Annotated in this window: 21 protein-coding genes; 13 read left to right on the top strand and 8 right to left on the bottom strand. The window is 63.9% G+C overall.

Annotated features, from left to right (window positions below; translation table 11 throughout):
* Nucleotides 1-377 precede the first annotated feature (377 nt).
* Nucleotides 378-1,820, bottom strand: coding sequence for a chromosomal replication initiator protein DnaA (dnaA, locus tag AC5RTY_RS05105; RefSeq protein ID WP_494065519.1), 1,443 nt, complete (start codon nt 1,818-1,820; stop codon nt 378-380).
* Nucleotides 1,821-2,222: 402 nt separating this feature from the next.
* Between dnaA and rpmH the strand changes: the two genes are divergently transcribed.
* The 8 genes from rpmH to AC5RTY_RS05065 all read left to right on the top strand — a co-directional run bounded on the left by rpmH (nt 2,223) and on the right by AC5RTY_RS05065 (nt 7,983).
* Nucleotides 2,223-2,360, top strand: a complete 138-nt coding sequence (gene rpmH, locus AC5RTY_RS05100; protein WP_127513203.1) for a 50S ribosomal protein L34 — start codon at nt 2,223-2,225, stop codon at nt 2,358-2,360.
* A 71-nt stretch (nt 2,361-2,431) separates the two neighbouring features.
* Nucleotides 2,432-2,836 (top strand): ribonuclease P protein component, encoded by a 405-nt coding sequence (gene rnpA, locus AC5RTY_RS05095; RefSeq protein WP_494139153.1) that lies wholly within the window; start codon nt 2,432-2,434, stop codon nt 2,834-2,836.
* A 50-nt stretch (nt 2,837-2,886) separates the two neighbouring features.
* Entirely contained in the window at nt 2,887-3,231 is a 345-nt protein-coding gene (gene yidD / locus AC5RTY_RS05090) for a membrane protein insertion efficiency factor YidD (protein WP_494065369.1), read from the top strand.
* The gene (gene yidC, locus AC5RTY_RS05085; protein ID WP_494001197.1) at nt 3,231-4,196 is read left to right on the top strand and encodes a membrane protein insertase YidC; all 966 of its coding nucleotides are present in this window, start codon (nt 3,231-3,233) and stop codon (nt 4,194-4,196) included. Before yidD ends, yidC begins: the two co-directional genes overlap by 1 nt.
* Nucleotides 4,193-4,759 carry a Jag family protein gene (locus tag AC5RTY_RS05080; RefSeq protein WP_494139152.1) on the top strand — a complete coding sequence of 189 codons (567 nt, stop codon included), beginning with the start codon at nt 4,193-4,195 and terminating at the stop codon, nt 4,757-4,759. The genes yidC and AC5RTY_RS05080 overlap by 4 nt, the downstream gene beginning before the upstream one ends.
* A gap of 34 nt (nt 4,760-4,793) precedes the next feature.
* Entirely contained in the window at nt 4,794-5,435 is a 642-nt protein-coding gene (gene rsmG, locus AC5RTY_RS05075) for a 16S rRNA (guanine(527)-N(7))-methyltransferase RsmG (RefSeq protein ID WP_494065367.1), read from the top strand.
* Between the two features lie 250 nt (nt 5,436-5,685).
* Nucleotides 5,686-6,621, top strand: coding sequence for a ParA family protein (locus AC5RTY_RS05070; protein WP_494065518.1), 936 nt, complete (start codon nt 5,686-5,688; stop codon nt 6,619-6,621).
* An 84-nt stretch (nt 6,622-6,705) separates the two neighbouring features.
* Nucleotides 6,706-7,983, top strand: a complete 1,278-nt coding sequence (locus tag AC5RTY_RS05065; RefSeq protein WP_494139151.1) for a ParB/RepB/Spo0J family partition protein — start codon at nt 6,706-6,708, stop codon at nt 7,981-7,983.
* A 3,218-nt stretch (nt 7,984-11,201) separates the two neighbouring features.
* On the opposite strand, the gene AC5RTY_RS05060 is transcribed toward AC5RTY_RS05065, so the two are convergent.
* The 6 genes from AC5RTY_RS05060 to AC5RTY_RS05035 form a co-directional block, all read right to left on the bottom strand.
* Nucleotides 11,202-12,389 carry an N-acetylmuramoyl-L-alanine amidase gene (locus AC5RTY_RS05060; RefSeq protein WP_494139150.1) on the bottom strand — a complete coding sequence of 396 codons (1,188 nt, stop codon included), beginning with the start codon at nt 12,387-12,389 and terminating at the stop codon, nt 11,202-11,204.
* A gap of 4 nt (nt 12,390-12,393) precedes the next feature.
* A complete protein-coding gene (gene trxA, locus AC5RTY_RS05055) occupies nt 12,394-12,720 on the bottom strand; it encodes a thioredoxin (RefSeq protein ID WP_493978232.1) in 327 nt (108 codons plus the stop codon).
* Nucleotides 12,721-12,743: 23 nt separating this feature from the next.
* On the bottom strand, nt 12,744-13,727 hold the full coding sequence (gene trxB, locus AC5RTY_RS05050; protein WP_494139149.1) for a thioredoxin-disulfide reductase: 984 nt from the start codon (nt 13,725-13,727) through the stop codon (nt 12,744-12,746).
* A gap of 142 nt (nt 13,728-13,869) precedes the next feature.
* Entirely contained in the window at nt 13,870-15,402 is a 1,533-nt protein-coding gene (locus tag AC5RTY_RS05045) for an ABC transporter substrate-binding protein (RefSeq protein ID WP_494139148.1), read from the bottom strand.
* Nucleotides 15,403-15,495: 93 nt separating this feature from the next.
* Nucleotides 15,496-17,196 (bottom strand): murein biosynthesis integral membrane protein MurJ, encoded by a 1,701-nt coding sequence (gene murJ / locus AC5RTY_RS05040; RefSeq protein WP_494139147.1) that lies wholly within the window; start codon nt 17,194-17,196, stop codon nt 15,496-15,498.
* 53 nt (nt 17,197-17,249) lie between these two features.
* Entirely contained in the window at nt 17,250-17,774 is a 525-nt protein-coding gene (locus tag AC5RTY_RS05035; protein WP_493978228.1) for an NUDIX hydrolase, read from the bottom strand.
* A gap of 102 nt (nt 17,775-17,876) precedes the next feature.
* On the opposite strand from AC5RTY_RS05035, the gene AC5RTY_RS05030 reads away from it, so the two are divergent.
* Entirely contained in the window at nt 17,877-19,343 is a 1,467-nt protein-coding gene (locus AC5RTY_RS05030) for a CCA tRNA nucleotidyltransferase (RefSeq protein WP_494139146.1), read from the top strand.
* A gap of 2 nt (nt 19,344-19,345) precedes the next feature.
* The gene (locus AC5RTY_RS05025) at nt 19,346-19,948 is read left to right on the top strand and encodes a histidine phosphatase family protein (RefSeq protein ID WP_494139145.1); all 603 of its coding nucleotides are present in this window, start codon (nt 19,346-19,348) and stop codon (nt 19,946-19,948) included.
* Nucleotides 19,949-19,951: 3 nt separating this feature from the next.
* Here the strand turns inward: AC5RTY_RS05025 and AC5RTY_RS05020 are convergent, their stop codons facing one another.
* On the bottom strand, nt 19,952-21,190 hold the full coding sequence (locus tag AC5RTY_RS05020) for a DUF418 domain-containing protein (RefSeq protein WP_494139144.1): 1,239 nt from the start codon (nt 21,188-21,190) through the stop codon (nt 19,952-19,954).
* 678 nt (nt 21,191-21,868) lie between these two features.
* On the opposite strand from AC5RTY_RS05020, the gene AC5RTY_RS05015 reads away from it, so the two are divergent.
* The 3 genes from AC5RTY_RS05015 to AC5RTY_RS05005 all read left to right on the top strand — a co-directional run bounded on the left by AC5RTY_RS05015 (nt 21,869) and on the right by AC5RTY_RS05005 (nt 24,780).
* Nucleotides 21,869-22,261 (top strand): hypothetical protein, encoded by a 393-nt coding sequence (locus tag AC5RTY_RS05015; protein ID WP_494139143.1) that lies wholly within the window; start codon nt 21,869-21,871, stop codon nt 22,259-22,261.
* Nucleotides 22,262-22,583: 322 nt separating this feature from the next.
* Nucleotides 22,584-22,844: a GlsB/YeaQ/YmgE family stress response membrane protein gene (locus tag AC5RTY_RS05010; protein ID WP_493978224.1), complete on the top strand. Its 261-nt coding sequence runs from the start codon at nt 22,584-22,586 to the stop codon at nt 22,842-22,844.
* Nucleotides 22,845-23,091: 247 nt separating this feature from the next.
* A complete protein-coding gene (locus AC5RTY_RS05005; RefSeq protein ID WP_494139142.1) occupies nt 23,092-24,780 on the top strand; it encodes a formate--tetrahydrofolate ligase in 1,689 nt (562 codons plus the stop codon).
* Nucleotides 24,781-24,811 lie beyond the last annotated feature (31 nt).

Below are 24,811 nucleotides of genomic sequence, written 5' to 3'. Positions count from 1 at the left end.
TGCGCACCGAGAGTGCGCAGAGGTCCTGATCGGCCGATTCGGCACGATGCGTGGGAACCGGAACAGGGTCAAATGTTATTTGGAAGAACATCAATAAATGGGATTCGTAGTGTTAATAACTGCTGTGGATACTGTGGAAAACCCCGGTACAGCCTGTGCCTGAGCCGAAGTTGGGTGTTCACAAGATGTGCAGGGCGGTCGTGGCAAGCACTGACAGCCTGTGGACGCAGATCCTTGTAATTTCGGGCGTCCACAGGGGGCAGGGTACTTTTCCTCTTAAGGACTCGGGTTGTCCACTTAAGAATCCACAACCTTATCCACACCTGTTAATTTCACCGGTGTAGTACCCGGCAGGGCCGCCGCAGCCGCCGGGGAAGCTAGCTTTCGCGCTGTTGCTGCTTGATGCGGTTGGTCAGCTCCGTGACCTGGTTGTAGATGGCTCGACGCTCGGCCATCAACTCACGGATCTTCCGGTCGGCGTGGATGACGGTCGTGTGGTCGCGGCCGCCGAGTTCCTGGCCGATTTTCGGCAGGGACATGTCGGTCAGTTCGCGGCACAAGTACATGGCAATCTGGCGGGCAGTTACCAGCGTCCTGGTCCGGGACTTGCTGGTCAGCTCCTCCATGCTGAGCTTGAAGTACGCGGCGGTCTGGCCAAGGATCGTGGCCGACGTGATCTCCTGTGCCCCTTCGTCGGTGATCAGGTCTTTCAGGACTATCTCGGCGAGACCCATGTCCACTGCCTGCTGGTTCAGGCTGGCGAACGCAGTGACGCGGATGAGCGCACCCTCGAGCTCGCGGATGTTGGTGGAGATCTTCGAGGCGATGTACTCGAGGACCTCATCGGGGACGGACAGCCCCTCGCTGATGGCCTTCTTGCGCAGAATCGCAATACGGGTCTCCAGCTCCGGCGGCTGGATATCGGTCAGCAGTCCCCACTCGAACCGGGACCGCATGCGTTCCTCGAAGCCGGAGAGCTGTTTCGGCGGCAGGTCGGAAGTGATGACCACTTGCTTGCTGTGGTTGTGGAGGGCGTTGAAGGTATGGAAGAACTCCTCCTGCGTCGCATCCTTGTTGGCCAGGAACTGGATGTCGTCGATCAGCAGGATGTCGACGTTGCGGTACAGCTGCTTGAAGCTGGCGCCCTCATCGTCGCGGATGGAGTTAATGAAGTCATTCGTGAACTCTTCCGAATTCACGTACCGGACGCGGATGCTGTTGTAGAGATGGCGCGCATAGTGCCCGATGGCGTGCAGCAAGTGGGTTTTTCCCAGACCCGAGTCGCCATAGATGAAAAGCGGGTTGTAGGCCTTGGCCGGCGCTTCGGCCACCGCGACGGCCGCCGCGTGGGCAAAGCGGTTGGAGGAACCGATGACGAAGGTGTCAAAAATGTATTTCGGGTTGAGCCTGCCCAGTTCCGGGGAAGCGGCCTGCGCCGCCGGCTGGGGCAGTGCTTCGCTGCGCACGACGGCCGGGGCCGGGCGGGGCTCCTGTTCAGGTTCCGGTTCCGCCTGCGGAGCCATATCCGTGTCGACGCTGAAAGCGCAGAGAATGTCGTCCTTGAAGACTTCGAACAGGGCGTCGTGCAGAGGGTCTTTGAGCTGTTGCGACTGGAAGACTTCGCGTGTCAGTTCGTTGGGCACGGCCACCAGCAGGGTTGTACCGATCAGGCCTTTGGCCTGCGCCAACACGATGAAGCCACGCTGCCGGGGGGAGACACGGTCGTCCTGTTCCAGCGTCCGGACCACTTTGCGCCAGGAACTTCCGACGTCATTTATCTGGTCCGTGTCCACGTAGTACCCCTCAGAAATGCTCAGCATGCTTCGGCATTTGCCGACAGCCCGCCCGAAATCCACAGACTTATTCACAGACGGTGGATAAGGGGCTCCTGCCAAGAGTAGAGCATGAATCTGCTGGACGACAGTTGGGATCCAGGCCCCTGTGGACGTCGCTTTAGGGAGGAGCTCCGGCCGCCCAAAGCGGCTTTGGCGTGGAGTTGTCCACAGGGGTTATCCACGGAAACGCCCGGGTGCGGAGAGGGCCGGTTTGACGGTACTCGCCGCCATCGCCTAACGTTGACTAGTCCTTCATGTCTACTTTGTTGTCCTTGTGCGTCCAACGCCCCTGGCAATGGAATAGACCCCATATAGAGCGCCGACCTGTTCTTCCCCCTTGTTGCAATGGGTCCAACCGCATCTGTCGATCGTCTTGGAGTAACCACCGTGAGCAAGCGGACTTTTCAGCCGAATAACCGCCGTCGTGCCAAGAAGCACGGCTTCCGCCTTCGCATGCGCACTCGCGCCGGCCGCGCCATTCTGGCCGCACGCCGCAGCAAGGGCCGCACCGAACTGTCGGCCTAAATAGCCAGTTTGTCGACCCGGCTGTGAGGTTCAGTTCCCGCAGCGGCGTGTTTCGGCGGGCTGGGTAGCACATGCTTCCCAGCCAGCACCGGATGCGCACATCGGCGGACTTCTCAACAACTGTACGTTCCGGCGCCCGCTCAGGGCGCCGGAACTTAGTGTTATATGCGGCGGCAGCAGACCCGGCCCGACCGGCATCTTTTGGCTTTATTGTCTCGAAGGCCGTCGGGAACGCCGTCATGCGCAACCGCGTTAAAAGGAGACTGCGGGAACTGGCAGCAGCCGGCTTAAGGGAGAATGGGTATTCCCGAGGGATCACCGTGGTTGTGCGGGCCCTTCCGGCAGCTGCCGACGCAGACTTCAACGCTTTGGAACTGGATTACCGGAAGGCTCTCAAGGCCGCCCTCGGCAAATTGACCTTAACGCGCACCGCCATGACGGAAGCTGCGCACGGAGAGAAGGGGAGAGCCGAATGAGTGCCCGTGCCGTACCGGTTCCCGCCCATGCCGCCGTGCCCAGGAGGACCATGAGTCCCCTGCAGTATGCGCTGATCGGCGTGCTGCGGGTGTACCGCAAACTCGTTTCGCCCCTGTACGGCCAGGTCTGCCGTTTCTTCCCGTCCTGTTCCGCGTACGCATTGGAAGCAGTGACGGTCCACGGCGCCGCCAAGGGCAGTTGGCTGGCCGCCCGCCGCCTGCTCCGTTGCCACCCATGGAACCCCGGCGGCGTGGATCATGTTCCGGCGTCTGTATCCTTCAACCTGTGGCTGCAGGAGAACCCTTCCAGAATCCCCCGGATCGTGGAGCTTAACCACCCACTTATTCCGGCCGACGATGAAGGCCGCGGCGCGGCCCGAGGAGCAAATCAGTAATGGACTTCTTAAACACCATCCTGACCCCGTTCACGTGGGTCGTCTCCGGGATCCTGTGGGCCTTCCACGCCGGCTTCTCCTGGCTTGGGATGGACCCGGCCAACGGCTGGACGTGGACGTTCTCAATCATCGGGCTGGTGCTGGTGATCCGCGCAGCCCTCATTCCGGTCTTCGTCAAGCAGATCAAGGCCCAGCGGGGGATGCAGGCACTGCAGCCCGACCTCCGGAAGCTGCAGCAGAAGTACAAGGGAAAGACCGACCAGCTGTCGCGTCAGGCCATGACGCAGGAGCAGATGGCGCTGTACAAGAAGCACGGCACCAACCCGTTCTCGGCCTGCCTGCCGATGCTGGTGCAGATGCCGTTCTTCTTCGCGTTGTTCAGCGTGCTGAACAACGCATCGCGCGCCAGCGAGAACGGCGAGGGCATTGGCGCCCTGTCGCCCGAACTCATCCGTCAGTTCGACGACTCGTCCATTTTCGGTGCGCCGCTTTCCGCATCCCTCCTGCACGGCGGCGGGGGCGAGCAGCAGGTCGCCGTGGTCATCCTGTCGATCATCATGATCTTGGCGATGACTGCCTCGCAGTTCATCACGCAGAAGCAGATCATGGCGAAGAACATGTCCGCCGAAGCAATGCAATCCCCGTTCATGAAGCAGCAGCAGATGATGCTCTACATCCTGCCTCTCGTGTTCGGCATCGGCGGCATCAACTTCCCCATAGGTGTGCTGATCTACTGGACAACCACCAACGTGTGGACCATGGCACAGCAGTTCTTCGTGATCCGGCGCATGCCCACTCCGGGTTCGCAGGCTGCCCGCGAACTGGCAGAACGCCGTGCCAAGAAGGGCCTGCCGATGGTACCGCTGCTGGGCGAGCGGAAGACCGAGGCGCCGGCGGCCGATTCCCCGGCAGAGGTGAAAGGCCAGCGCCAGCAGCCACAGCGGAAGAACAGGAAGAAAAAATGAGCAGCGAAAGCGTATCCGAAGTGACTGAAGAACTTCCCGACGAAGCGGCCGCAGCGGACGAACAGCAGGAGGAAGCTGTTTCGAATTCTGCCAAGCGTCTGGAAGAAGAAGGAGACGTAGCTGCGGACTACCTTGAGGAGCTTCTCGACATCGCCGATATCGATGGGGACATCGACATCGAGGTCCGCAACGGCCGCACCTACATCTCGATCGTCTCCGAAGAGGAAGACAACGACGCGCTCAGGGCGCTCGTGGGACCGGATGGCGAAGTCCTCGAAGCCTTGCAGGAGCTGGCCCGGTTGTCGGTTCTCACGACGACCGGCAACCGTTCCCGCCTGGTCTTGGACATCACTGGCTACCGCGAAGGCCGCAGCGAAGAACTGCAGAAGATCGCTGAAGACGCCGTCGCCGAAGCCAAGGAGACGGGCCGCGATGTAGCGCTCGAGCCGATGAGCGCGTACGAGCGCAAGATCGTCCATGACGCGGTTGCCGAGCTAGGCCTGATCAGTGAATCCGAGGGCGAAGGATCCAACCGCCACATCGTGGTGTCGGTAGAGTCCTGATCATGTCCGGCGGATTGGTCTGATAGGCAGAGGTATGTCGGTAGTTGAAATGACTGTGGCGGAGTCCAAAGCTGCCCACATGGTTTTCGGTGAACGTCTGGGCCTGGCGGAGCGCTACGTTGCGCATCTGGCCACTTCAGGGATCGAACGGGGTTTGCTGGGCCCCCGGGAAGTCCCGAGATTGTGGAACCGGCACGTCCTCAACTGCGCCGTCGTCGCCAACCTGATAGGGCGCGACGCCGCGGTCGCGGATGTCGGAAGCGGGGCCGGCCTGCCTGGACTGACGTTCGCGTTGGCGCGACCGGACTTGCGTTTGACCCTGATCGAGCCGTTGGAACGAAGGGTTGTCTGGCTCAACGAGGTCATTGAGGATCTCGCGCTCGACAACGTCACGGTGCTGCGGACGCGGGCAGAGCTGGCGGGGGACGACGTCACAGCTGACGTCGTGACGTCTCGAGCGGTGTCGGCACTCGACAAGCTCGCCCGCCTCTCAATTCCACTGTTGCATGGCACGGGCGAAATGCTGGCAATCAAGGGCCGCAGCGCAGCTGACGAGGTCCAGAAGGCCGAAAAGGTCATTAGGAAGCTCGGCGGCCGAGAAACAGAGGTCTTGACCGTCGGGGATGATCTCTTGGAAGAGCCGACGACGGTAGTCCGCATCCGTGTTGATGCGTGACCTATTCCCCCACACACCCATGCAACGCCCCGGGAATCCGGCCGCGCAACGATAGGCTAGGAGAGGCCGGTGGCGGACAGTGAAAGCGGGCGGAATCCAAGTGGCGATCAACAACACGGTGTCGGGTTTCACCGGGACCGAAGCCGAAGGCTCGTCGCGACACGGAGTGGCTGAACAACCGAATACGGTTGCGCTTATCCCCCATAGCGGTCCTGTTTCACGTGAAACTTCCCCTGGGAACGAGGCTGAGATAGCCAACTCCGACATGAAGATAGAGGCTACGGTTTCAAACGTTATGGATTCGATTGACGAAAGCACACCGCTCGCCCAGGAATTGGCGAGCGAAAACCGCAGGCGTGAGAGGCTGAAGGCCAAAGAGCTTCCCAGGCCCGCCCACACCAGGGTGTTGACAGTCAGCAACCAAAAGGGCGGGGTCGGCAAAACCACGACAACGGTCAATATCGCTGCTGCCCTTGCTACGGCCGGCCTGAACGTCCTGGTCATCGATATCGACCCGCAGGGCAATGCGTCAACGGCGCTCGGGGTCGAGCACCACGCTGACGTTGACAGCATCTACGACGTGCTGATCAACGATATGCCGCTCGGGGACGTGATTGCTCAATGCCCCGATATAGCCCATCTCATCGTCGCACCCGCCACGATTCACCTGGCCGGAGCCGAGATTGAATTGGTCTCGTTGGTGGCCCGTGAACAGCGCCTGCGCCGGGCCATCGAGGTTTACGCGCAGGAACGTGAGACGGCAGGGCTGCCCCGGCTGGATTATGTCTTTATCGACTGCCCGCCCAGCCTGGGACTGCTGACAGTTAACGCTTTCGTCGCCGCCCAAGAGGTACTGATTCCCATCCAGTGCGAGTACTACGCTTTGGAGGGGCTGAGCCAGCTCCTGAAGAACATCGAGATGATCCAGAAGCACCTCAACGCTGGATTGGTTGTTTCTACGATCTTGCTGACCATGTACGACGGACGAACAAACCTCGCAGCTCAGGTGGCAGCCGAAGTGCGGGAGCATTTCCCGAACGAAGTCTTGAGTGCGGTCGTACCGCGCTCAGTTCGCATCTCGGAGGCTCCGAGTTACCAGCAGACGGTGATCACCTATGATCCGTCGTCCAGCGGGGCCCTTTCTTATCAGGAGGCCGCAGCCGAAATCGCCGAGCGCGGCAAGTAGCTGTGAAGCCGTACTGCAACGGTAGAATTACGCCTTAAGCGAGCATTTGCATGCTAGCTCGGCGCATGACGGAAGAGGGTCCAGATGAGTGAGAAACGTCGCGGCTTGGGAAGAGGCTTGGGCGCATTGATACCCAGTGCTCCGGCCCCAGAGGAGACCGAGTCAACCGAGGGGCAGGAAGCCTCCGTCAAACGTCGGACTCAGCGACCCGTAGACGTTTTCTTTCCCGCTTCCAGTCGGAGGGAAGAAGGGGACACCGCCGTCCTCACGACGACTGACTCCGAGACCGTAACCGGATCGAGTGCCGCGCAGGTAGCCGAAGTGTTGCGGGCCCCGCGCAAGCTTGCGACCACTGGCAGCAAGAAACCGGCGGCTAAGAAATCTGTGAAGGACGATTCTTCCCGGGCCGATGGCAATGGTGCTGCCGGCGAAACGCACCCTTCCGCTAAGGTGGCGGCAGATCCCGTCGGCAGGGACGGCGCCGGAGCTCCCTCGGCTCCTACAGAAGTATCTGTTCCACGTGAAACGACGGGCGCCGACCTGGTCGAGGTCCCCGGGGCCACCTTTGCCGAAGTCCTCGTTACCGCGATCCAGCCGAACCGCAAACAGCCTCGCACGGTCTTCGACGAGGAAGACATGGCGGAGCTGGTGCATTCGATCCGTGAGATCGGCGTCCTCCAGCCGATCGTTGTGCGTCCTTCCGATGACGGTGGCGCACAGTACGAGTTGGTGATGGGCGAACGCCGCTGGCGGGCCACCAAGGCTGCTGGCCTGGAAACGATTCCGGCGATCATCAGGTCCACCTCCGACGATGACCTGTTACGGGACGCCCTGCTTGAGAACCTGCACCGCAGCCAGCTGAATCCGCTGGAAGAGGCTGCGGCCTATCAGCAGTTGCTTGATGATTTCGGTTGCACGCATGATGAGCTTGCGGATCGGATCGGTCGGTCAAGGCCACAGGTGTCCAACACTTTGCGGTTGATGAAGCTCCCTCCGCTGGTGCAGCGGCGGGTTGCTGCCGGCGTGTTGAGCGCTGGTCATGCGCGCGCCCTCCTGGGACTCACTGATCCTGGAGAAATGGAGAAGCTGGCGCAAAAGATTGTCGCCGAGGGCCTTTCCGTTCGGGCGACCGAGGAGATCGTTTCCCTGAGCGACGGCGTGCGACGGCCCAAACGGGAAAGCAAGCCCCGTGAGGGAGCTCGGCACGAACGGCTAGATTATCTGGCTAGTTCCCTGTCGGACCGCCTGGACACCAGCGTTAAGATCACCCTGGGGGCCAAGAAGGGCCGCGTCAGCATCGAGTTTGCCAGCGTCGATGACCTGAACCGCATCATGGACGTGCTGAACCCGGCGACGCCCTAGCCTTCGTTCCACGTGAAACATGGGCTCCGTTCCGCAAGGACGGAGCCCATTGCTTTGGTGAGATCCAAGGGCATCTGGAAACCGACCGCCAGGCGTCCAGCTAAGGCAAGCACGAGGGAATGGCCGCGCTTAGCCGTGGCGGACCAATCCTGCCAGGAGGCTTGCACTAGCTGGGCCGGACCGGCGACTTGCAGCGGCGCTAGTGACGCGGGATGTGGGAAGGGCAGGGGCGCCCGGTCCGCTTTCCCACCTAGGGGTAGGGATCGTCGCTTAAATGTAATTATTCCCGGAGGCGACGCCGGTCGTGGCACTGTGCCCGGGGCCGGTGCCGTCTCCGGTGCTCCCCGGGGAAGGCTTTCTCGGTGGTTTCCATGACCGGTGCCCCCCTCAGTGGCTGATCTGAAGCAAGGTGTTTCACGTGAAACTGAGGCGCGACGTGGGGCAACGATACCTCGGTCCTCCGGGCTTCGAGGGGTGAAGACTCACCGGGACGCAGAATTTACTGCTCATTTTCATGTGCATCTGTCTCCGAGGATGTCGCGGATGGCTGGCTGGAGCCTTCATCTCTCAACCCGTAAGGGCGCTAAATATCTGCACGCACAACTTCTTTGCGGGTGCAAGTAAGACAGGGACCTCGCAGAGTCTCTAGGCACCTGCTGTCCGACGATGGGAAATGTACGTTCAGTACCCGCGGCTGTTAGTTCTGGTGTGGCGCGGCAAGGTCGGTGCGGCGGTGGCTAACCGTCACTGTGTGGCGTCTATCTCTGGCCTCGAAGGACGACTTTCGCCCGTGACTCACCAAGGCAGCAGAGAAACGTGCTGGCTCAGCCTAACGGCGGACCGATGTGTTTCACGTGAAACTTTGGCTCCGGGCGCAGGTGGACGATCTGAGTGCCCCAGCTCCGGCCCCGCATGCACATGGCGGGTGCCTCCTCTGGCCGCTACTACTGCCAAATAGTGCGCGCCGCTTGAGGCCTAGGGCTCCTTGTTTCGCTGGCCAATCCTGGGAGGAAACGCGTGCAGGGTTGGCGGTGCTCCTAGTGCAAAGACGATAGCTCCAAGACGCGCATGTATGAAATGCAGGCAGTGGGCAGCGGTATGCACTTCATGGGCCTAACCTCTCGGGCCGGACTTTGCGGGGGACCATCGCGCAGTGGGGGGACAGGGAGCCGCTACTCCTGAACGTGCTGCGGTAGGCGAGGCCCACCGGTTCTCTCAAGCGCCGGAGCGACGGAGCGAAGTGTTTCACGTGAAACTTGCACAGTAGTTCTACTCTTCTGGACGATGCGTAGCTGCCTACACCGGCCACGCCCGTCACTGCGGACCGCCTTCGTGGCGGTAGCGCATCGCTGCAAGCCGAGGAGCGCCGTCCCACAAGTAGGGGAGGGTCGGCACGCCATCTCCATCGCTGACCGGACGGGACCCAGGCGCTGCGTTAATCCGACAACAGGAGCGGTTTTGGGATCCATCTTTGCTCGCTCTCAGAGCTGGCTTGCGTGTTTTACGTGAATCTGGGGGCTCGTAGAGCAAGAGCGCCAAGTGGAGCATCAAGGGCACGTAGTCCTCGTCTGCGCTTAGGAGACCGGTCGAGTGCCTGCTCCTGCTGGGGAGGCCGATTCGTGCGCACGGCGACAGGATCCACATGTTTGGCGGGCCTTGGGTTTTTGCGGGCTATGTGTTGGGCGAGGCAAGGATCCACAGCTAGCTTCGACTCATACCCCGGACGTTAGCCGCAGGCAACACCAGTGGACAGGCGCAACGCCCACCGACTGATCCTGCCGGAAGCCTCCGCATGGAGCTCCCCCTTTCTTGTTGGGGAGAGCTCTGTGTTTGCGACGCATAAACAGTGGCCAACTGCCGCGGCAGCATTCGTCCGAGTTGCGGCTGGCACGTGGCATTGCATGCTGTGGGGCTTCTGGTCCAAGGAGTGAGCCCGTATGTTTCACGTGGAACGACCCAAACTGGCTTTAGACGTCCAAACCCGACTCCCGAGGCCACAACATGCCGGTGCCGATCGGATGAGACGTGGGGTTCCACGTGAAACACTCAGGACTCCCGGCGCCTCAACAGCCGCCGGACCCGATCGGGCTCAGGATGGGGCCGGCCCACCAGGCGCTGATATGGAGGACAGTCGTGTCGCGACGAAAGCTCCGTTGACCGACGGTGCTGAACAGCAGGTTGGCAGAGGCGGACCGGCAGAAACCGAGAGATCGAGCGAGCACCCCCCTTGGGGATGAAGGGATCGATCTCTACGTGTGCTGCCAAAAGCGTTGGCGTCGCGTTAGACCGGAGTGGCGATCCCGCTGCTCAAATACGCGTGCGGAGGCCCGCAGCTAGGAATCCTCGCAGCGGCACCGCTTGGCTGGCCGACGCACTCTCTTACAGCGCGGCTTTCGTGCTGACGCCAACGATATGGTTTGCGCGGATTCTTTCCCAGATTCGTTCTCGGGTGCCTTAGTCCCTCTCCATGTCACAAGAGATGATCCGCCGGTCCACTGAAAGTGGGGCCGCGGTGCCGCTTCTTGACGCACTTAGATATAAACAACAGCCCAGGCCGTTGACCAGGCACGTAGCCGCGACCCCGGCATCCACCGAGACCCGGACCGTGAAAGCGGGCGTGCTATTCAGTGCAAGTGCGACAGTGATCTAGACACGAAATCGGCCCTTGGATGCCGAGGTTTCACGTGGAACCATGCGGGTCCCGAGCCCCCGCTTGGTTTCGTCGTTGTCTCTTGACCTGAAGGACAGGCCGGACAAGAGGCGGTCGGCTTGGACCTGGGGAAATGTCCGACGGTTGTTGTTACTCGCAAAGCTGTGGCCGGGAGGGGTCGACCCCGGTCACAGGGTTTTCCACCTGCCCGGCTATCAGGAGCGACGCGCCAAGAAAAGACGGAGGAGCAACGACGACTCTGACGCGCTCACGCGGACCGTCCATTTCTAGCTACACCGAAACCAACAGCGTCAGGCGCGGGTCGGGCAGTTGATGAGCAGGTTACGCTCGTTGGTTCGTTGCTGGGCCGGCTACGGTCATGCCTTTGGATCGTCCCAGACCGCGCGAAATGCGGGTGCTGATTCGGCGGCATGGCTCGCGGGGGAGGGGGTTTCACGTGAAACGACCGACAAGGAAAAAGATGCCCAGCCGGTTCCACGTAAAACGCAGGTGTTCAATGTAGACCGCCGGCGCTCCACGTGAAACAGGGGAGCGACGCTATCGGGCGTCAGGTTCCTGGGTTGAAGCGGAGGACGTCGTCGAGCGCCAACGTGCCTGTCGGCTCGTCGTCCTCTTCCAGCAGATACAGCCTCTGAATGGCGATGACAATGGAATCGGCCAAGACCTGCCGGTAAATAGGATCAGCGAGGCGACGGGAGTCGAAAGGGCTGCTCAAATAACCGAGATCCAGTTGCACCGAGGGGGTGCTGGGCAGCCGCAGGATATCCCAGCTTCGACCGTGGATACCCAGGTTGGTAGACCCGGTGCGGGCCACGATCTCCTTCAGGATAAGTTCGCCGGCGCGGTGCCCTATGGGAGAACGGACTTCACCTGATTCAGGGCGGCCCCAAAAGAACGCGCTGACGCCGTTGGCTGCCTCTTGCGGCAACCAGTCACAGTGGAGGGCAACGCTCAAGCTCGGAGAGGACCTCTTGATAAGCGAAGTGCGGTCCAAACCACCGGCTTCGGTTTCCTTGTCAACGATTTCCACGCTGGCACCGAGTTCGGTCAGGATCTTCTTCACTCGGCTGGCGACGTCCCCGGCGACGAGCTTCTCGGTCAGGCGACTGCCGGAGGCAACGTCGGGGCTGTCTGCCCAGTGCGCTGCGCCGGCGCCGGGGGCGAGGGCGATAGTCCGGCCGCGCAGTGCCGCAGAGGCTTGGTTGAGCCGTTCGTAATCCCGGAGCGAGAACGCCTGGCTAGGACTGATCGTCCTATTAATGCGTTCCATCGAGGCAGTCAGTTGTTGATCCGCGACGCCGGAAGGTTCGAGCCCCAGATTTAACTGCAGCTCGCGGACCGCGTGGTAGGTCCGTTCGCCATACTCGCCATCGATGTGACCGTAGTAGAAGCCGAGGAACGACAACTGGCGCTGCAGCTCGGTGACATCATCGCCACGAAGAGGCGACGCTTCCAGCGTGAATATCAGCGGACGATCCCCGAGCTTGAACTGCGCCTCCGCCAGGGCTCGCTCGGTTTCCTGACCAACCACGCCGTCGACCATCAGTCCCCGGTGCTGCTGGAAGGTGCGTACGGCCGCATCTACATGGTCGTCAAAGACCGTGGGGTTGTTTACTTGATCGGGCGCCAAATAGGCCATGGAAACGCCAGCGCGTAGTAGCCCTTCACGAAGGGCTACTACGCGTCGACTAATGTCTGAACGGCGCAGGCTCTGGCCTGCAGCGTCGTTTTCCATCGGACTAGTTAAGGAATTCTGCGAATTCCTGCTCGATGACCTGCTTCGGCTTGGCGCCGATGGATGTCGCGGCCACCGCGCCGTCCTTGAACACATAGACGGCTGGAATGGAAGTGATACCGTACTGGGCTGCGGTGGCGGGATTGTCGTCCACGTTGAGCTTGACGACCTCTACCTTGTCGGAATGCTCGGCAGCGATGTCATCGAGAATCGGCGAGAGCATGCGGCAAGGACCGCACCACTCCGCCCAGAAATCGACGATTACGGGTTTGGCGGACTGCAGGACATCCGCGTCGAAAGTAGCGTCAGTGACATCTTTTGCGTTGCTCATGCTTTTCTCCTTTTACAACCGATTCAGACTGTTGCGGGTCCGGCGACGTCGGCCAGGGTGTCTGCGCGCTCAGCGAGATAGTGTTCCACATCGATGGCAGCCGCACAGCCGCTGCCCGAGGCGGTGATGGCCTGGCGGTAGGTGGGGTCAATAACGTCGCCGGCAGCGAAGACTCCCGGCAGGGAGGTGCGCGACGACCGGCCCTCGACTGCGATCGTGCCCTCGGGCGTCAGTTCCAGCTGGTCCTTGACCAGGGAGACCCGGGGATCGTTGCCGATGGCGACGAACACGCCCGTTACCGGCAGCACCGACTCGGAACCGTCGACCGTGTTCTTGAGCTTCAGCGCGGTGACCTTCGTGTCGCCTTCAAGCCCGACGACTTCCGAGTTCCACACGAACTTGATCTTCTCGTGGGCCAGGGCGCGGTCCTGCATGATCTTCGAGGCACGCAGGGTATCCCGCCGGTGGACCACCGTGACAGACTCCGCGAACTTGGTCAGGAAGAGGGCTTCTTCCATTGCCGAGTCGCCGCCGCCGATGACGGCGATGTTCTGGCCCTTGAAGAAGAAACCGTCACAGGTTGCGCACCAGCTGACGCCGTGGCCGGCCAGGCGCTTTTCGTCCGGCAGTCCGAGCTCCCGGTAGGCGGAACCGGTGGAGATGATCACGGACCGGGCCAGGAAGGTTTCGCCCGAGCCGATGGTGACCTTCTTGACCGGACCTTCCAGTTCAAGGCTTGTGACGTCTTCAAACAGGATCTCGGTGCCGAAGCGTTCGGCCTGCTTCTGGAAGTTCTCCATCAGCTCGGGACCCAGGATGCCGTCAGGGAACCCGGGGTAGTTTTCCACGTCGGTGGTGTTCATCAGCTCGCCGCCTGCCTCTACGGAGCTGGCGATGAGCAGTGGGTTGAGATTGGCGCGCGCGGTGTAAACAGCTGCCGTGTAGCCGGCCGGACCGGACCCAACGATGATGACGTCGCGGACGGACGGTGTGGTATCTGTGCTCACTGCCTGCGAACCTCTTCCTCTGATGTTGACGTAACCCTAAGGCCGGCCACCCCGAAGGGGCGGTTAGCCCGGCACTTGTCTCAACGGCGGGTGCCCCCGGCTTATTCCGGCGAGCTTATTGCGCAGCCGCTCCCTGAACGGGCTAAGAGACTTCGATCTCGGCCATGCGGATGCCGAACGGCATGCCGCCCATGGGGTTGGACAGCCTCGGCAACTGCGTGAAGTTGATCAGGACGTACTGTGCTTTGGGCGCGGCGCCATCCTGTTCAGGGACCGGAATAGTGGTCTTTTGTGCCGTGAAGCTTCCCTGCGCGACCTGGTCGGCACCGTCCAACGTGGGTTCATCGTTCAGGAGCACGGAGAAGTTTCCTCCGGTACCGCTCAGTTGGGTCAATACCACCGAGCTGATGCTTGAGGACTCTTCCAGCTCGACAACCAGCGCCATGTTTCCGGCGTAGCCGCCGAACTGGTCCGACGCGTACTGGTAACTTGCCCAGTAAGTGGCGGGGTTGCCGTCGATGGCTTCGGGCAGTTTGCCGTCGTTCTCCACGTCGAGTTCCGGCAAGTCCGGAACCTGGCGGGTGAGGCCGGCGATGACCGGCTCGACGACTTCGTCGGCCGGAGCCGACGTTTCTTCTGCCGCGCCCGTCTCTGCCGGTTCGGCGGCCGCGGTTTCGTTTCCGCCCTGCGAGCCGTCGGCGACCGGGCCGCCGCGGAACAGATTCAGCTGGCTCACGGCCACCACGATCGCGATCACCAGCAAGACGGCGAGCAACCCGCCCACCAGCAACCTGGAAGACCTCGGGCTGTTGCGCTCTTCGTCGTCGTATTCGTCGTACTCGTAGTCATCGACCGCGGGTTCGCTGCTGGTGCGGGCGGCGGACGGGAACATGCCGGCCGACCGCACACCCGGCTTGTCGTCGTCGCCGGGCCACAAGCTGACTTTGGGCTTGTCTGCCGGAGCCGGAGCCGGAGCGGCAGCCGGCCGGCCGGCCGCCGGAGCCTGCCGCGACACCGGCGCCGTGGCCGGGCTCGCGACCTGTGGGGCCGGGGGAGCGGAGGGCGGCGGCGGCACGACCGCCCCGGCAGATGCTGCGGCGGCCGCAGCTCCCGCAGCGGACCCGGCGCCTCGGGCCGGGGCCTCAGGACGGGCGCCGAACCGGGGCTTGGACGTCCCGTCGCCGCCGTTCCGGCCCAATTTGGGCAGGTCGAGCTTGTTCAGCCTCTCGCGCAGGCTCTGGCGAGGCTCCTCGTCGTAGTCCTCATACTCGTATTCGTCCTCATACGGCTCCGGCTCCGTGGAACGGGCCTGGCCGAAGATCTCCGAACCGAGTGTGTCGGTGAAGAAGGGCTCTACATACGGCCCGTCCTGCTGAATGACCAGGTCCAGGAGGTCGGCCGCCTGGGCCTCGTTGGTCACCAGGTAGGTGAATCCGTCGGCATTGCCGAGGTCCAGCACCTGGACGTTGCCCGCCCGCTCGCCGGTGGCTATCTCACGGGCGCTCATGGCGACCTGGCTGGCATTCTCCGGCGCTGCCACCAGGATGCTGACCGGCCGGTTGAGCACCTGGTCAATGCCGTCCAGGACCAGATCGTTCTCGGCGGACGCAAGCACTTGGGCAGTGACCTTGTAACGGCCACCAAGCAGCATGCCCACATCAACTGGCTGCGGCACTAGTTCCTCCCGGCGAAATGTCCTGGGCAGGTGCCCGTGACTGGATAATTTGGTTTCCATGCTATCCGCTGCCGGACCCGATACCCGCTTCTGTCAGGCGCGTCCGGGCAACCGTTTAAGCATCGGCCGCAGGAAGTCCTGCAGCTCCTCGACCCGAAGCGCGCGCAGGAGCAGCAGGTATACAGCGGCCATGACCAGTCCGACGACGGCGATGGTCACCATGGCGGTGGCGATGGACTGCCAGGCGAATCCGCCGTTGGCGTAACCGCCGAACAGCCACAGGACCGCTGCGCCCACCAACCCGGAGCCCAGTCCGGCATAACCGAGCCGGATGTAGGTATCCACGACGCGGCCCGCGCCGTAGTCGCCCAGCCGGCGGCGGGCAAAGTAGTGGGCAAGGACCGCCGAGACCACGTGGAACACCGTGAACAGCAGCGCCAGCGCGTAGACCACCAGGGTGGGATCGATCAACCAGGCGATCAGCACGGCCAGGACCACCGACGCGCCGGAGCAGATCGCCTGCATGATCAACGGCGTTTTGGCGTCTTCCTCCGCATAGAACACCCGGCCCAGGAAGAAGTAGATGCTCATGAAGGGCATGCCGGCCGCGAGGATGGTCAGCACCTGGCCCATCGACGCAGCGGAGGCCGCCGCGGTGGGGCCCGACCCGGCAAACAAGCGTGCCAGCGGGCCGGCCAGCACCACCACGGAGGCGGCCCCGAAGACGGTGGCGACGCCGATGGTGCGCAGCCCCGAGTTCACGGTATGCCGCACGTCGTCCACCGCCCCGCTCGATTGCTGGCGGGACAACTGGTTGAACAGCACCGTGGCCACCGAGAGGACGAAGACCGAATGCGGCAGCATGGCGATCAGTTGGGCGGTATTCAGAGCGTACTCGCCGGGGACCGAGGCGCCGGGCCCTGCCAGCTCGGCGCGCGCGGCCGTGGCGCCGGAGGCGATCGACCCGTAGAAGAGGTACGCGGTGTTGGCGATGACCATGGTGGCCAGGCTCCACATGGCCACCTTTCCGGTGGCGGCGAAGCCCATGCCGCGCCAGCCGAGCTTGAGCTTGAGGCCCATCCCCAGCCGTCCCAGCGGCCACAACAGGATCAGCGCCTGCAGCACGATGCCCAGCGTGGTGCCGCCGGCCAGCACCATTGTCTGGGCGCTGGTCCAAAGCTCCGGGTCGTCCTTGCCGGGCAGATACCGGCCGTACAGTGCGATGTACAGCACCAGCGTGCCGATGGCGACGACGTTGTTCAGGGCGGGAGCCCACATGTACCAGCCGAACCGGCCGTGGGCGTTGAGCACCTGGCCCACCACGGCGTACAGCCCGTAGAAAAAGATCTGCGGCAGGCACCACACGGCGAAGACGGTGCCGAGTTCCAGCATGACCGGCGTCCAGCCGCGGGTCAGGGCGGAGATGATCGGCGCGGCCAGCAGTGTTGCCAGCAGCGCGATCCCGGCCAGCACCAGCAGCGTCAGGCTCAGCAGCCGGCTGACGAAGTCCGCCCCGCCGTCGCTCTTCTGGCTGGCCTTGATGATCTGCGGCACCAGCACCACGTTGAACACCCCGCCCGCCAGCAGCAGGTAGATGATGTTCGGGATGGTGTTGGCCTTCTCGAAGATGTCGCCCATCGTCGTGTTGGCGCCGATCGCGACCGCCAGCAAAGCGGTGCGGACAAACCCCAGAACGCGGGACACCATGGTCCCGGCCGCCATGATGGCACTGGACTTGGCTGTGCTGTGCTGCTGCACGGACGGGCTGGGGGAGGGGGTCTGGGTCTCGGACATCGTCCTCTATGTTCTCACCTGAAAACGGCCGGACCGCCGGATCCGGCCGGGGCTCAAAGGTGCCCGGGCAGGACTTCCCGGGCCAGGTCCACGATCCGCCGTTCGTTGGGGAAGGACAGCTTCCGGCCCAGCTCCGCCAGCGGAACCCAGGCCACGTCTACTGCCTCATGGTCCGGATCATTCTCGATGGTCAACAGGCCGCCGGTGGCCTCGAGCAGGAAGTGGTGCACGGTCTTGTGGACGCGGTGGCCGCTGACGGTGAACCAATAGTCGATGCTGCCCAGCGTGGCCAGCACGCGGCCCTTGATCCCTGTTTCTTCTTCGACTTCCCGGACGGCGGCCTCTTCGTTGGTCTCCCGGCCCTCGGGGTGGCCCTTGGGCAGGCACCACTCGAGCCGGCCGCCGCGGTTAAAGCGCGCGATGATGGCCACGTTCAGGTCCGGGGTCGACGTATCGACCACCACGCCGCCGGCCGAGATCTCCTCCACGGTGGGCAGGGAATGGTGTCCGGGCGCGGCGCTGCCCACTGACGCTGTCAGCGGGGTGCGCTTCGGGGCGCTCGGAACCGGGTGTGCCATGCAGTCCACTCTAACGATTTTTGTTACGGGCCGATGATGCCGGGGCCGAGCCGCGGGACTTTGTTAAACATCGCGCCCGGCATCTGGCACGCTTAAGTCACTATGGTTCACCTTTTTGGTTCGCAGTTCGCATCAGCACCCGGTTCCAACGTCCCGTCCCTGCCGTTGCCGGACGTCGTGATCGAACTGGGAGAACTGTTTGCGGCAGCGGGCCACGAACTCTCGCTGGTCGGCGGACCGGTGCGCGACCTGTTCCTGGGCCGGGTCTCCCCGGACCTCGATTTCACGACCGACGCCGATCCGGATGCCACCATCGCCGTCGTCGGGAAGTGGGCGGACAAGTTCTGGGAGATCGGCCGCGATTTCGGGACCATCGGCCTGCGCAAGGGCCAGCACATGATCGAGGTAACCACCTACCGGGCCGAGGCCTACGACCCGGATTCCCGCAAGCCCGTGGTGGCTTTCGGGACGTCCCTGGAGGACGACCTGTTCCGCCGCGACTTCACCATGAATGCGATGGCGCTGCGGCTGCCGTCGCTGGAACTGGTGGATCCGCATGGCGGCGTCAAGGACCTCCACGCGGGGGTGCTGCGCACCCCGGGCGCGCCGTCGGCGTCGTTCTCCGATGACCCCCTCCGGATGATGCGTGCCGCGCGGTTCGCCTCCCAGCTCAACGTGGACGTGGCACCCGAGGTGGAGGAGGCGATGACGGACATGGCCGGGCGGATCGAGATCATCTCCGCCGAACGCGTCCGCGACGAACTGACCAAGCTGATCAACGGCAAGGACCCGCGCGCCGGCGTGGACCTGCTGGTGGACACCGGCCTGGCGGATTACGTGCTGCCGGAGGTCGCGGCGCTGCGGCTGGAGATCGATGAGCACCACCGGCACAAGGACGTCTACCAGCACTCGCTCACCGTGTTGGAGCAGGCCTGCGCCTTGGAGACTGACGACGACGGCGCGGTGCCGGGTCCGGACTTCGTCCTGCGGTTCGCTGCCCTGATGCACGACGTCGGCAAGCCGGCTACCCGCCGATTCGAACCCTCCGGCGCGGTCAGCTTCCGCCACCACGACGTGGTGGGCTCCAAGCTCACCGCCAAGCGGATGAAGAAGCTGCGCTTCGACAACGAGACCATCAAGGCCGTCTCCCGGCTGGTGGAACTGCACATGCGCTTCTACGGCTACGGGGAGGCGGGCTGGACGGATTCGGCCGTGCGCCGCTACGTCAACGACGCCGGACCGCTGCTGGAGCGGCTGCACCGGCTGACCCGCTCCGACGTGACCACGCGGAACAAGCGCAAGGCGGAGCGGCTCGCCTTCGCCTACGACGACCTGGAGCAGCGGATCGCCACGCTGAAGGAGCAGGAGCAAATGGACGCCGTCCGGCCGGACCTGGACGGCGCCCAGATCATGGCGCTGCTCGGGATCCGGCCCGGCCCGCTGGTCGGCCGCGCCTACAAATTCCTGCTGGAAGAGCGGCTGGAGAACGGCCCGGCGGCGCAGGAAGAGGCAGAAGCGAAACTGCTGGCCTGGTGGCGGACGCAGCCGGAATACGCGGAGCAGGCATAGCCATGGTCGCGGCCGAACCGCATGATTTTCCGGTGTTGTGGCTGATGCGCCACGGCGAAACCGAGTGGTCGCGCGACCACCGGTACACCGGGTTGGCCGACCTTGAGCTGACTCCGGCCGGGGTCCAGCAGGCCCGCGACGCCGCGGCGAAGCTGGCGGGAGTCCGTTTCCACACCGTCTTGACCTCCCCCTTGGCGCGTGCCCGCCGGACGGCCGAACTGGCCGGCTACCCCGAAGCGGAGGTGGTGGCCGAAGCGCATGAATGGGACTACGGAGACTATGAAGGCCTCCAGAGCGCGGCCATCCGGGCCAAGGATCCCTCCTACCTGATCTGGACCCACGGCGTCCGCGGCGGCGAGTCCCTGCAAGAGGTGGCCGACCGGGCCGACCATGTGATCGCCGAGGTGCTCGACGGCCCTTCGTCCGAACCGCCAGGGTCACGCCAGGTCTTGCTGGTGGCACACGGGCACTTCCTCCGGGTGCTTGCGGCCCGCTGGCTTGGCCTGGAACCCATCGAGGGCCGGCACTTCGTGCTGGATACCGCTGCCGTCTGCCGGCTGGGGTGGGACAAGAAGACGCCCGCGATTGCGGGCTGGAACCTCTAGCCGCTAACGGAGCATGGCCGGACGCCGCCAGTAGGTGAGGCTGCGCAGCAGCCACTCCAGCGGCCCGTACCGGAACCACCTCACCCACCAGGCGCTGGCCAGCAGTTGCGCCACAAAGAGGAGCCCCGCCACCCCGAGCACCGCGGGCGGGGCCAACCGGCCGGTCAACGCCAGACCGAAACCCGTGAAGACCAGGGCCATCAGCACGGACTGTCCCAGATAGTTGGTCAGCGCGAGGCGGCCTGCGGGAGCCAGCACGGCGCACAGGGCGCGTCCGGCCGCGGTGCGGAAGGACAGCAGCAGCACTCCGACGTAACCGGCCGTCAGCAGCGGCCCGGTCAACGTGGAAATGCCAAAGGCCACCACGGTCATCGCGGGACCGCCGACGCCGTGCTGCAACCACGCCTGCAGCGCAGAAGCGGCCAGCCCGGCCGGCAGCGCCGTGACAGCCAGGCGGCGGAGCGTGCGTGGTGCGATGCCCCGCTCGAGCAGCCGTCCCTTGGCACACGCCAGGCCGAGGTAGAACGCGCCGAGGGCAATCGGGCCTTGGAGGAGCACGGCATTAGGCTGCGTCAGCGGATACAGCGACGCGTTCTGGGCCAGAACGTCGGCGGGAGAGCCGGCCAGCCCGAACGCCGGCGCGGCGCCCGCGGCGGCACTGCCGTCGAATGGCCCCGCGGCCGCCGCGATGAGTCCCAGCATCAGGACGAACACGCCCATGCAGCCGATGACCGCCACTCCGGCCGCGGCAGCGGCCCGCGGGGAGAGCGCGCGGGTGCGGAGCAACACCAGGCTCAGCAGGCCGTAGGCCAGCAGGATGTCCCCGTGAAACAGGAGCAGGCCGTGGAGCAGCCCGAGGACCACGAGGCCGGCCGCCCGGCGCACGGTCCTGACGACGACCGGCTGGCCGTCCGCCACGGCCGAAGCCCACTGCAGAACGAAGCTGTAGCCGAACAGGAACGAGAACAGGATGTAGAACTTGGCCTCGAACAGGAGGCTGACCGCGAAGCGGAGCGCGGTGTCCGCGCCGGATTGGAACTTTGGGTTCGAGCCGCCGGTGACGGCATACGGGTCGGCGAAGTACCAGATGTTCACGCACAGGATGCCCAGCAGCGCGAAGGCCCGCAGGGCGTCAAGCTCGTCAATGCGGGCCGGGGACTTCGGGGCCGCAGGTCCGGTCGCGGGTCCCGGCGGAGCTCCAGTTTCCATGTCGTCGTCCCGTCCGGGGGTGGGTGCTCGCATCCGGGTCCAGTTTAGGGAGCCTGCCTGGCCGCCGGAACGGGCGGCAAACCGGGCCAAGGCGGACGGAACGCGAACGAGGGGGTCGCCGAAGGGGGAAGCACCTCGTTGAGGGGAGGCACCGCCGTCGTTATGCGGCGTGTTGCGGGCGACACGCCGGTTCAGCGAGAAAAAAATGAATAAGTTCCCGGGCGTGGCTAGGCAGAAGCGGGAGCAATCGGGTACGTTGGACGAGTCCGATTGAACTTTCTCAATCAGGAGCTTCAACTCGGACGTATCTATTGGCGCTATCAGGAACGGGAGGTGGGAATCGTGAATATGACCAAGACGCCGGGCGGAGTGTTTAACTCCTTCGCCGCGCTCCGACGACCCGCCTCCGCCATTTCTGCGCAGTAGAACTTCGCTGATTGGGCCGGTTCAAGTCTTGAACCGCTGCCGTATGTCAATCGCCGCACTTCTCTAGCTCCCCCGCGCGGAGGCCTCACCTTCCGCCTTGAGGACTTCGCTATGAGCACCCTTACCGCATTACCCGCTGCCGACGCGGCGACCCCTGCTGCTGCTTCGAGCACGGCCACCGGCCCCGCCCCGACAACGGCAACCCGCCTGGATACCGCCATGCGTCCTGCCCGAAATCCAACCCATTCCGGAGAAAACTCCGCCCATTCCAGAGAGGAACCCCTCATGAAACCGCTGGATGCAGCCGTGCTGCCTGCACCGGAACGATCCGTCCGTCCACCCGAGCCGGCGCAGGCCCGGGAAACGGAGCGGCGCGGCCACGGCGAGGTGATCACCGCCGGAAGCCTGGGCGGCCTTGACACCCGCGGCGACGGTCCCGGCGACGCCGGTGCCGTGAGCGGGGGTGCGGGCTTCGCCGTGCCGACGCCGGACAGCCCGAAACGCTCCGCGGCAGCGGGCATGCCGAATTTCTTGGCCAGGCAGGAGGTGAATGCCATGATCCGCAAGCTCCGCCAGAGCGTCTCGCTGTGGGAACGAATACAGAACGTGGGTGTTGATGAACAGCGCTTGGAACACGTGCGCGACGAATTGCTGTCGCACCGCCAGCTCATCCGCTGAGTTCCAGCCGGCAGGTGCAAATAAATACGCCGTTCCGTAGGGGACACATCCGCGAGGAGGATCCGATGAGTCGCATTGGACCCGATGTAGCTTCAGGCCCGCGCCCGGGTTGCTCCAGGCGCGGGCCTCGGCCTTTAAACACCTCCGCCTTCAAGCATTTGTCGAGGCTCAAGTGCCGTGGTGTTTCATTGAAACCGGCATCCCGGAGGCCGCGCGGCAGCGTCGTCTCAGTGGCGCCTTACCGTCGCCGGCTAGATGAAACGTTTTGCGTACGATCACTAAGTATGCTTATGGTGGGTCCATCGCAACCTGAGGAGGCAACATGATCGGTTTCATCATTGCAGGGCTGGTTATCGGAGCACTCGCCCGCCTTATCAAGCCCGGAAAGCAGAACCTGGGGCTCGTGGCCACGCTGCTGCTCGGCATAGTCGGAGCAATCATCGGTGGTGTCATCGCAAACCTGCTGGGCACAGGCGACATCTTTGAACTGAACGTCCTTGGATTCATCGTCGCCGTCATTGCCGCGGTACTTCTGATCGGTGTGGCAGAAAGCCTGTCCGGTCGTCGGGCGGTCCGCCGCTAACGGCTGCAAATAAACACGAAGATGGCCTGCCGCGTGCTTATCGCGCGGCAGGCCATTTTTGTTCCTCGGACGAAGAGCCGGACGCTCCGAGGCGGCCATTCGCAAAGTGCTTCCAGCCAGTCCACCAGGCCCCGTTCTCCGGTTCCCCTTCTCCCCTCAGGGACCGGTGACGGCGGCCTTGATGGCTGATACGTTGGCTGTGGCGGTACTGCCGCCTGTATGGCCCATGCGAGGAAGAAGGACGACGATGTCTGAACCGGCTCCGCTGACCGACCTGGAGATTGCCCGCCGCGCCACTCTGCGGCCCATTACCGCCATAGCCGACGCCGCCGGCATCCCGGCGGAGGCTCTCGAGTTTTACGGCAGCTACAAGGCGAAGGTTGATCCCGCCAAGTTGGGAAAGGGCCACGAGGAACCGCGCGGCCAGGTGGTCCTGGTGACCGCGATGTCGCCCACCCCGGCCGGTGAAGGCAAATCCACCCTCACGGTGGGCCTGGCGGACGCCCTGGCCAGGGCCGGGCACAAGACCATGGTCGCCATCCGTGAACCTTCCCTCGGACCGATCCTGGGCATGAAGGGCGGGGCAACCGGCGGCGGCTATTCGCAGGTGCTCCCGATGGACGACATCAACCTGCATTTCACCGGGGACTTCCACGCCATCACCTCGGCGAACAACGCGTTGATGGCGCTGGTGGACAACCATATCTATCAGGGCAACGAGCTGGGCATCGACCCGCGCCGGCTGACGTTCCGGCGGGTGCTGGACATGAACGACCGGGCGCTTCGCCAGGTGGTGATCGGTCTGGGCGGGCCGACGCAGGGAGTGCCGCGGGAGGCGGGCTTCGATATCACCGTCGCCTCCGAGGTCATGGCGGTCTTCTGCCTCTCGTCCGACCTCGCCGACCTGAAAGCCCGGCTGTCCCGGATCACCGTCGGCTACACCTACGACCGCAAGCCGGTCACCGTGGCGGACCTGGGTGTGCAGGGCGCGCTAGCCATGCTGCTGAAAGACGCCATCAAGCCGAACCTGGTCCAGACCATCGCCGGCACGCCCGCCTTCGTGCACGGCGGCCCCTTCGCCAATATCGCCCACGGCTGCAACTCGCTGCTGGCCACGCAGACCGCCCGCCGGCTCGCCGACGTCGTCGTCACCGAAGCCGGGTTCGGGTCCGATCTGGGCGCCGAGAAGTTCATGGACATCAAGGCGCGCGCCGGCGGGTTCGCCCCGTCCGCCATCGTGGTGCTGGCCACCATCCGGGCGCTGAAAATGCACGGCGGCATCCCGAAGGAGCAGTTGAAGGAACCGAACCTGGAAGCGGTGCAGGCCGGCATCGCCAACCTGGAGCGCCACGTGGACAACGCACTCAAATTCGGTGTCACGCCCGTGGTGGGCATCAACAAATTCACCACCGACAGCTCCGGAGAACTCGACTGGGTGCTGGACTGGTGCCGGCAGAAGGGTGTCGAGGCGGCTATTGCCGATGTCTGGGGCCAGGGCGGCGGCGGCCCCGGCGGCGATGAGCTGGCGGCGAAGGTGGCGGACGTCCTGCAGCAGCCGCAGTCGTTCTCCCCGTTGTACGACCTTGACCTGACCGTGGAGAAGAAGATCGAGACCATCGCCCAGCAAATCTACGGGGCGGACCACGTGGAGTTCACCAGCCCGGCGCGCAGGCGGTTGGCCGAGATCGAGGCGAACGGGTGGGGCAAACTTCCGGTGTGCATGGCCAAGACGCAGTATTCCTTCACCGACAACCCCGCGGTCCTCGGCGCCCCGAGCGGATTCAGCATCACGGTGCGCGACCTGATCCCGAAGACCGGGGCGGGTTTCATCGTGGCGCTGACCGGCGACGTCATGACCATGCCGGGCCTGCCGAAGGAACCGGCGGCCGGCCGGATGGACGTGGACGACGACGGCGTCATTACCGGACTCTTCTAGCCTGCGCCGCTGCGGCCTGGCTGCGGTGGCT

This window comes from Arthrobacter sp. Y3224055 (genome assembly GCF_059090825.1).
Note: the sequence above shows the minus strand (reverse complement) of the source record. Positions and strands in the feature narration are given on the sequence as shown.

Bases quoted from the DNA above. Each gene is read 5' to 3' on its own strand.
- dnaA (WP_494065519.1), bottom strand. From the start codon at position 1,820: ATGCTGAGCATTTCTGAGGGGTACTACGTGGACACGGACCAGATAAAT.
- rnpA (WP_494139153.1), top strand. From the start codon at position 2,432: ATGCTTCCCAGCCAGCACCGGATGCGCACATCGGCGGACTTCTCAACA.
- yidD (WP_494065369.1), top strand. From the start codon at position 2,887: ATGAGTCCCCTGCAGTATGCGCTGATCGGCGTGCTGCGGGTGTACCGC.
- yidC (WP_494001197.1), top strand. From the start codon at position 3,231: ATGGACTTCTTAAACACCATCCTGACCCCGTTCACGTGGGTCGTCTCC.
- AC5RTY_RS05080 (WP_494139152.1), top strand. From the start codon at position 4,193: ATGAGCAGCGAAAGCGTATCCGAAGTGACTGAAGAACTTCCCGACGAA.
- rsmG (WP_494065367.1), top strand. From the start codon at position 4,794: ATGTCGGTAGTTGAAATGACTGTGGCGGAGTCCAAAGCTGCCCACATG.
- AC5RTY_RS05065 (WP_494139151.1), top strand. From the start codon at position 6,706: ATGAGTGAGAAACGTCGCGGCTTGGGAAGAGGCTTGGGCGCATTGATA.
- AC5RTY_RS05060 (WP_494139150.1), bottom strand. From the start codon at position 12,389: ATGGAAAACGACGCTGCAGGCCAGAGCCTGCGCCGTTCAGACATTAGT.
- trxA (WP_493978232.1), bottom strand. From the start codon at position 12,720: ATGAGCAACGCAAAAGATGTCACTGACGCTACTTTCGACGCGGATGTC.
- murJ (WP_494139147.1), bottom strand. From the start codon at position 17,196: ATGTCCGAGACCCAGACCCCCTCCCCCAGCCCGTCCGTGCAGCAGCAC.
- AC5RTY_RS05035 (WP_493978228.1), bottom strand. From the start codon at position 17,774: ATGGCACACCCGGTTCCGAGCGCCCCGAAGCGCACCCCGCTGACAGCG.
- AC5RTY_RS05030 (WP_494139146.1), top strand. From the start codon at position 17,877: ATGGTTCACCTTTTTGGTTCGCAGTTCGCATCAGCACCCGGTTCCAAC.
- AC5RTY_RS05025 (WP_494139145.1), top strand. From the start codon at position 19,346: ATGGTCGCGGCCGAACCGCATGATTTTCCGGTGTTGTGGCTGATGCGC.
- AC5RTY_RS05020 (WP_494139144.1), bottom strand. From the start codon at position 21,190: ATGCGAGCACCCACCCCCGGACGGGACGACGACATGGAAACTGGAGCT.
- AC5RTY_RS05015 (WP_494139143.1), top strand. From the start codon at position 21,869: ATGAAACCGCTGGATGCAGCCGTGCTGCCTGCACCGGAACGATCCGTC.
- AC5RTY_RS05010 (WP_493978224.1), top strand. From the start codon at position 22,584: ATGATCGGTTTCATCATTGCAGGGCTGGTTATCGGAGCACTCGCCCGC.
- AC5RTY_RS05005 (WP_494139142.1), top strand. From the start codon at position 23,092: ATGTCTGAACCGGCTCCGCTGACCGACCTGGAGATTGCCCGCCGCGCC.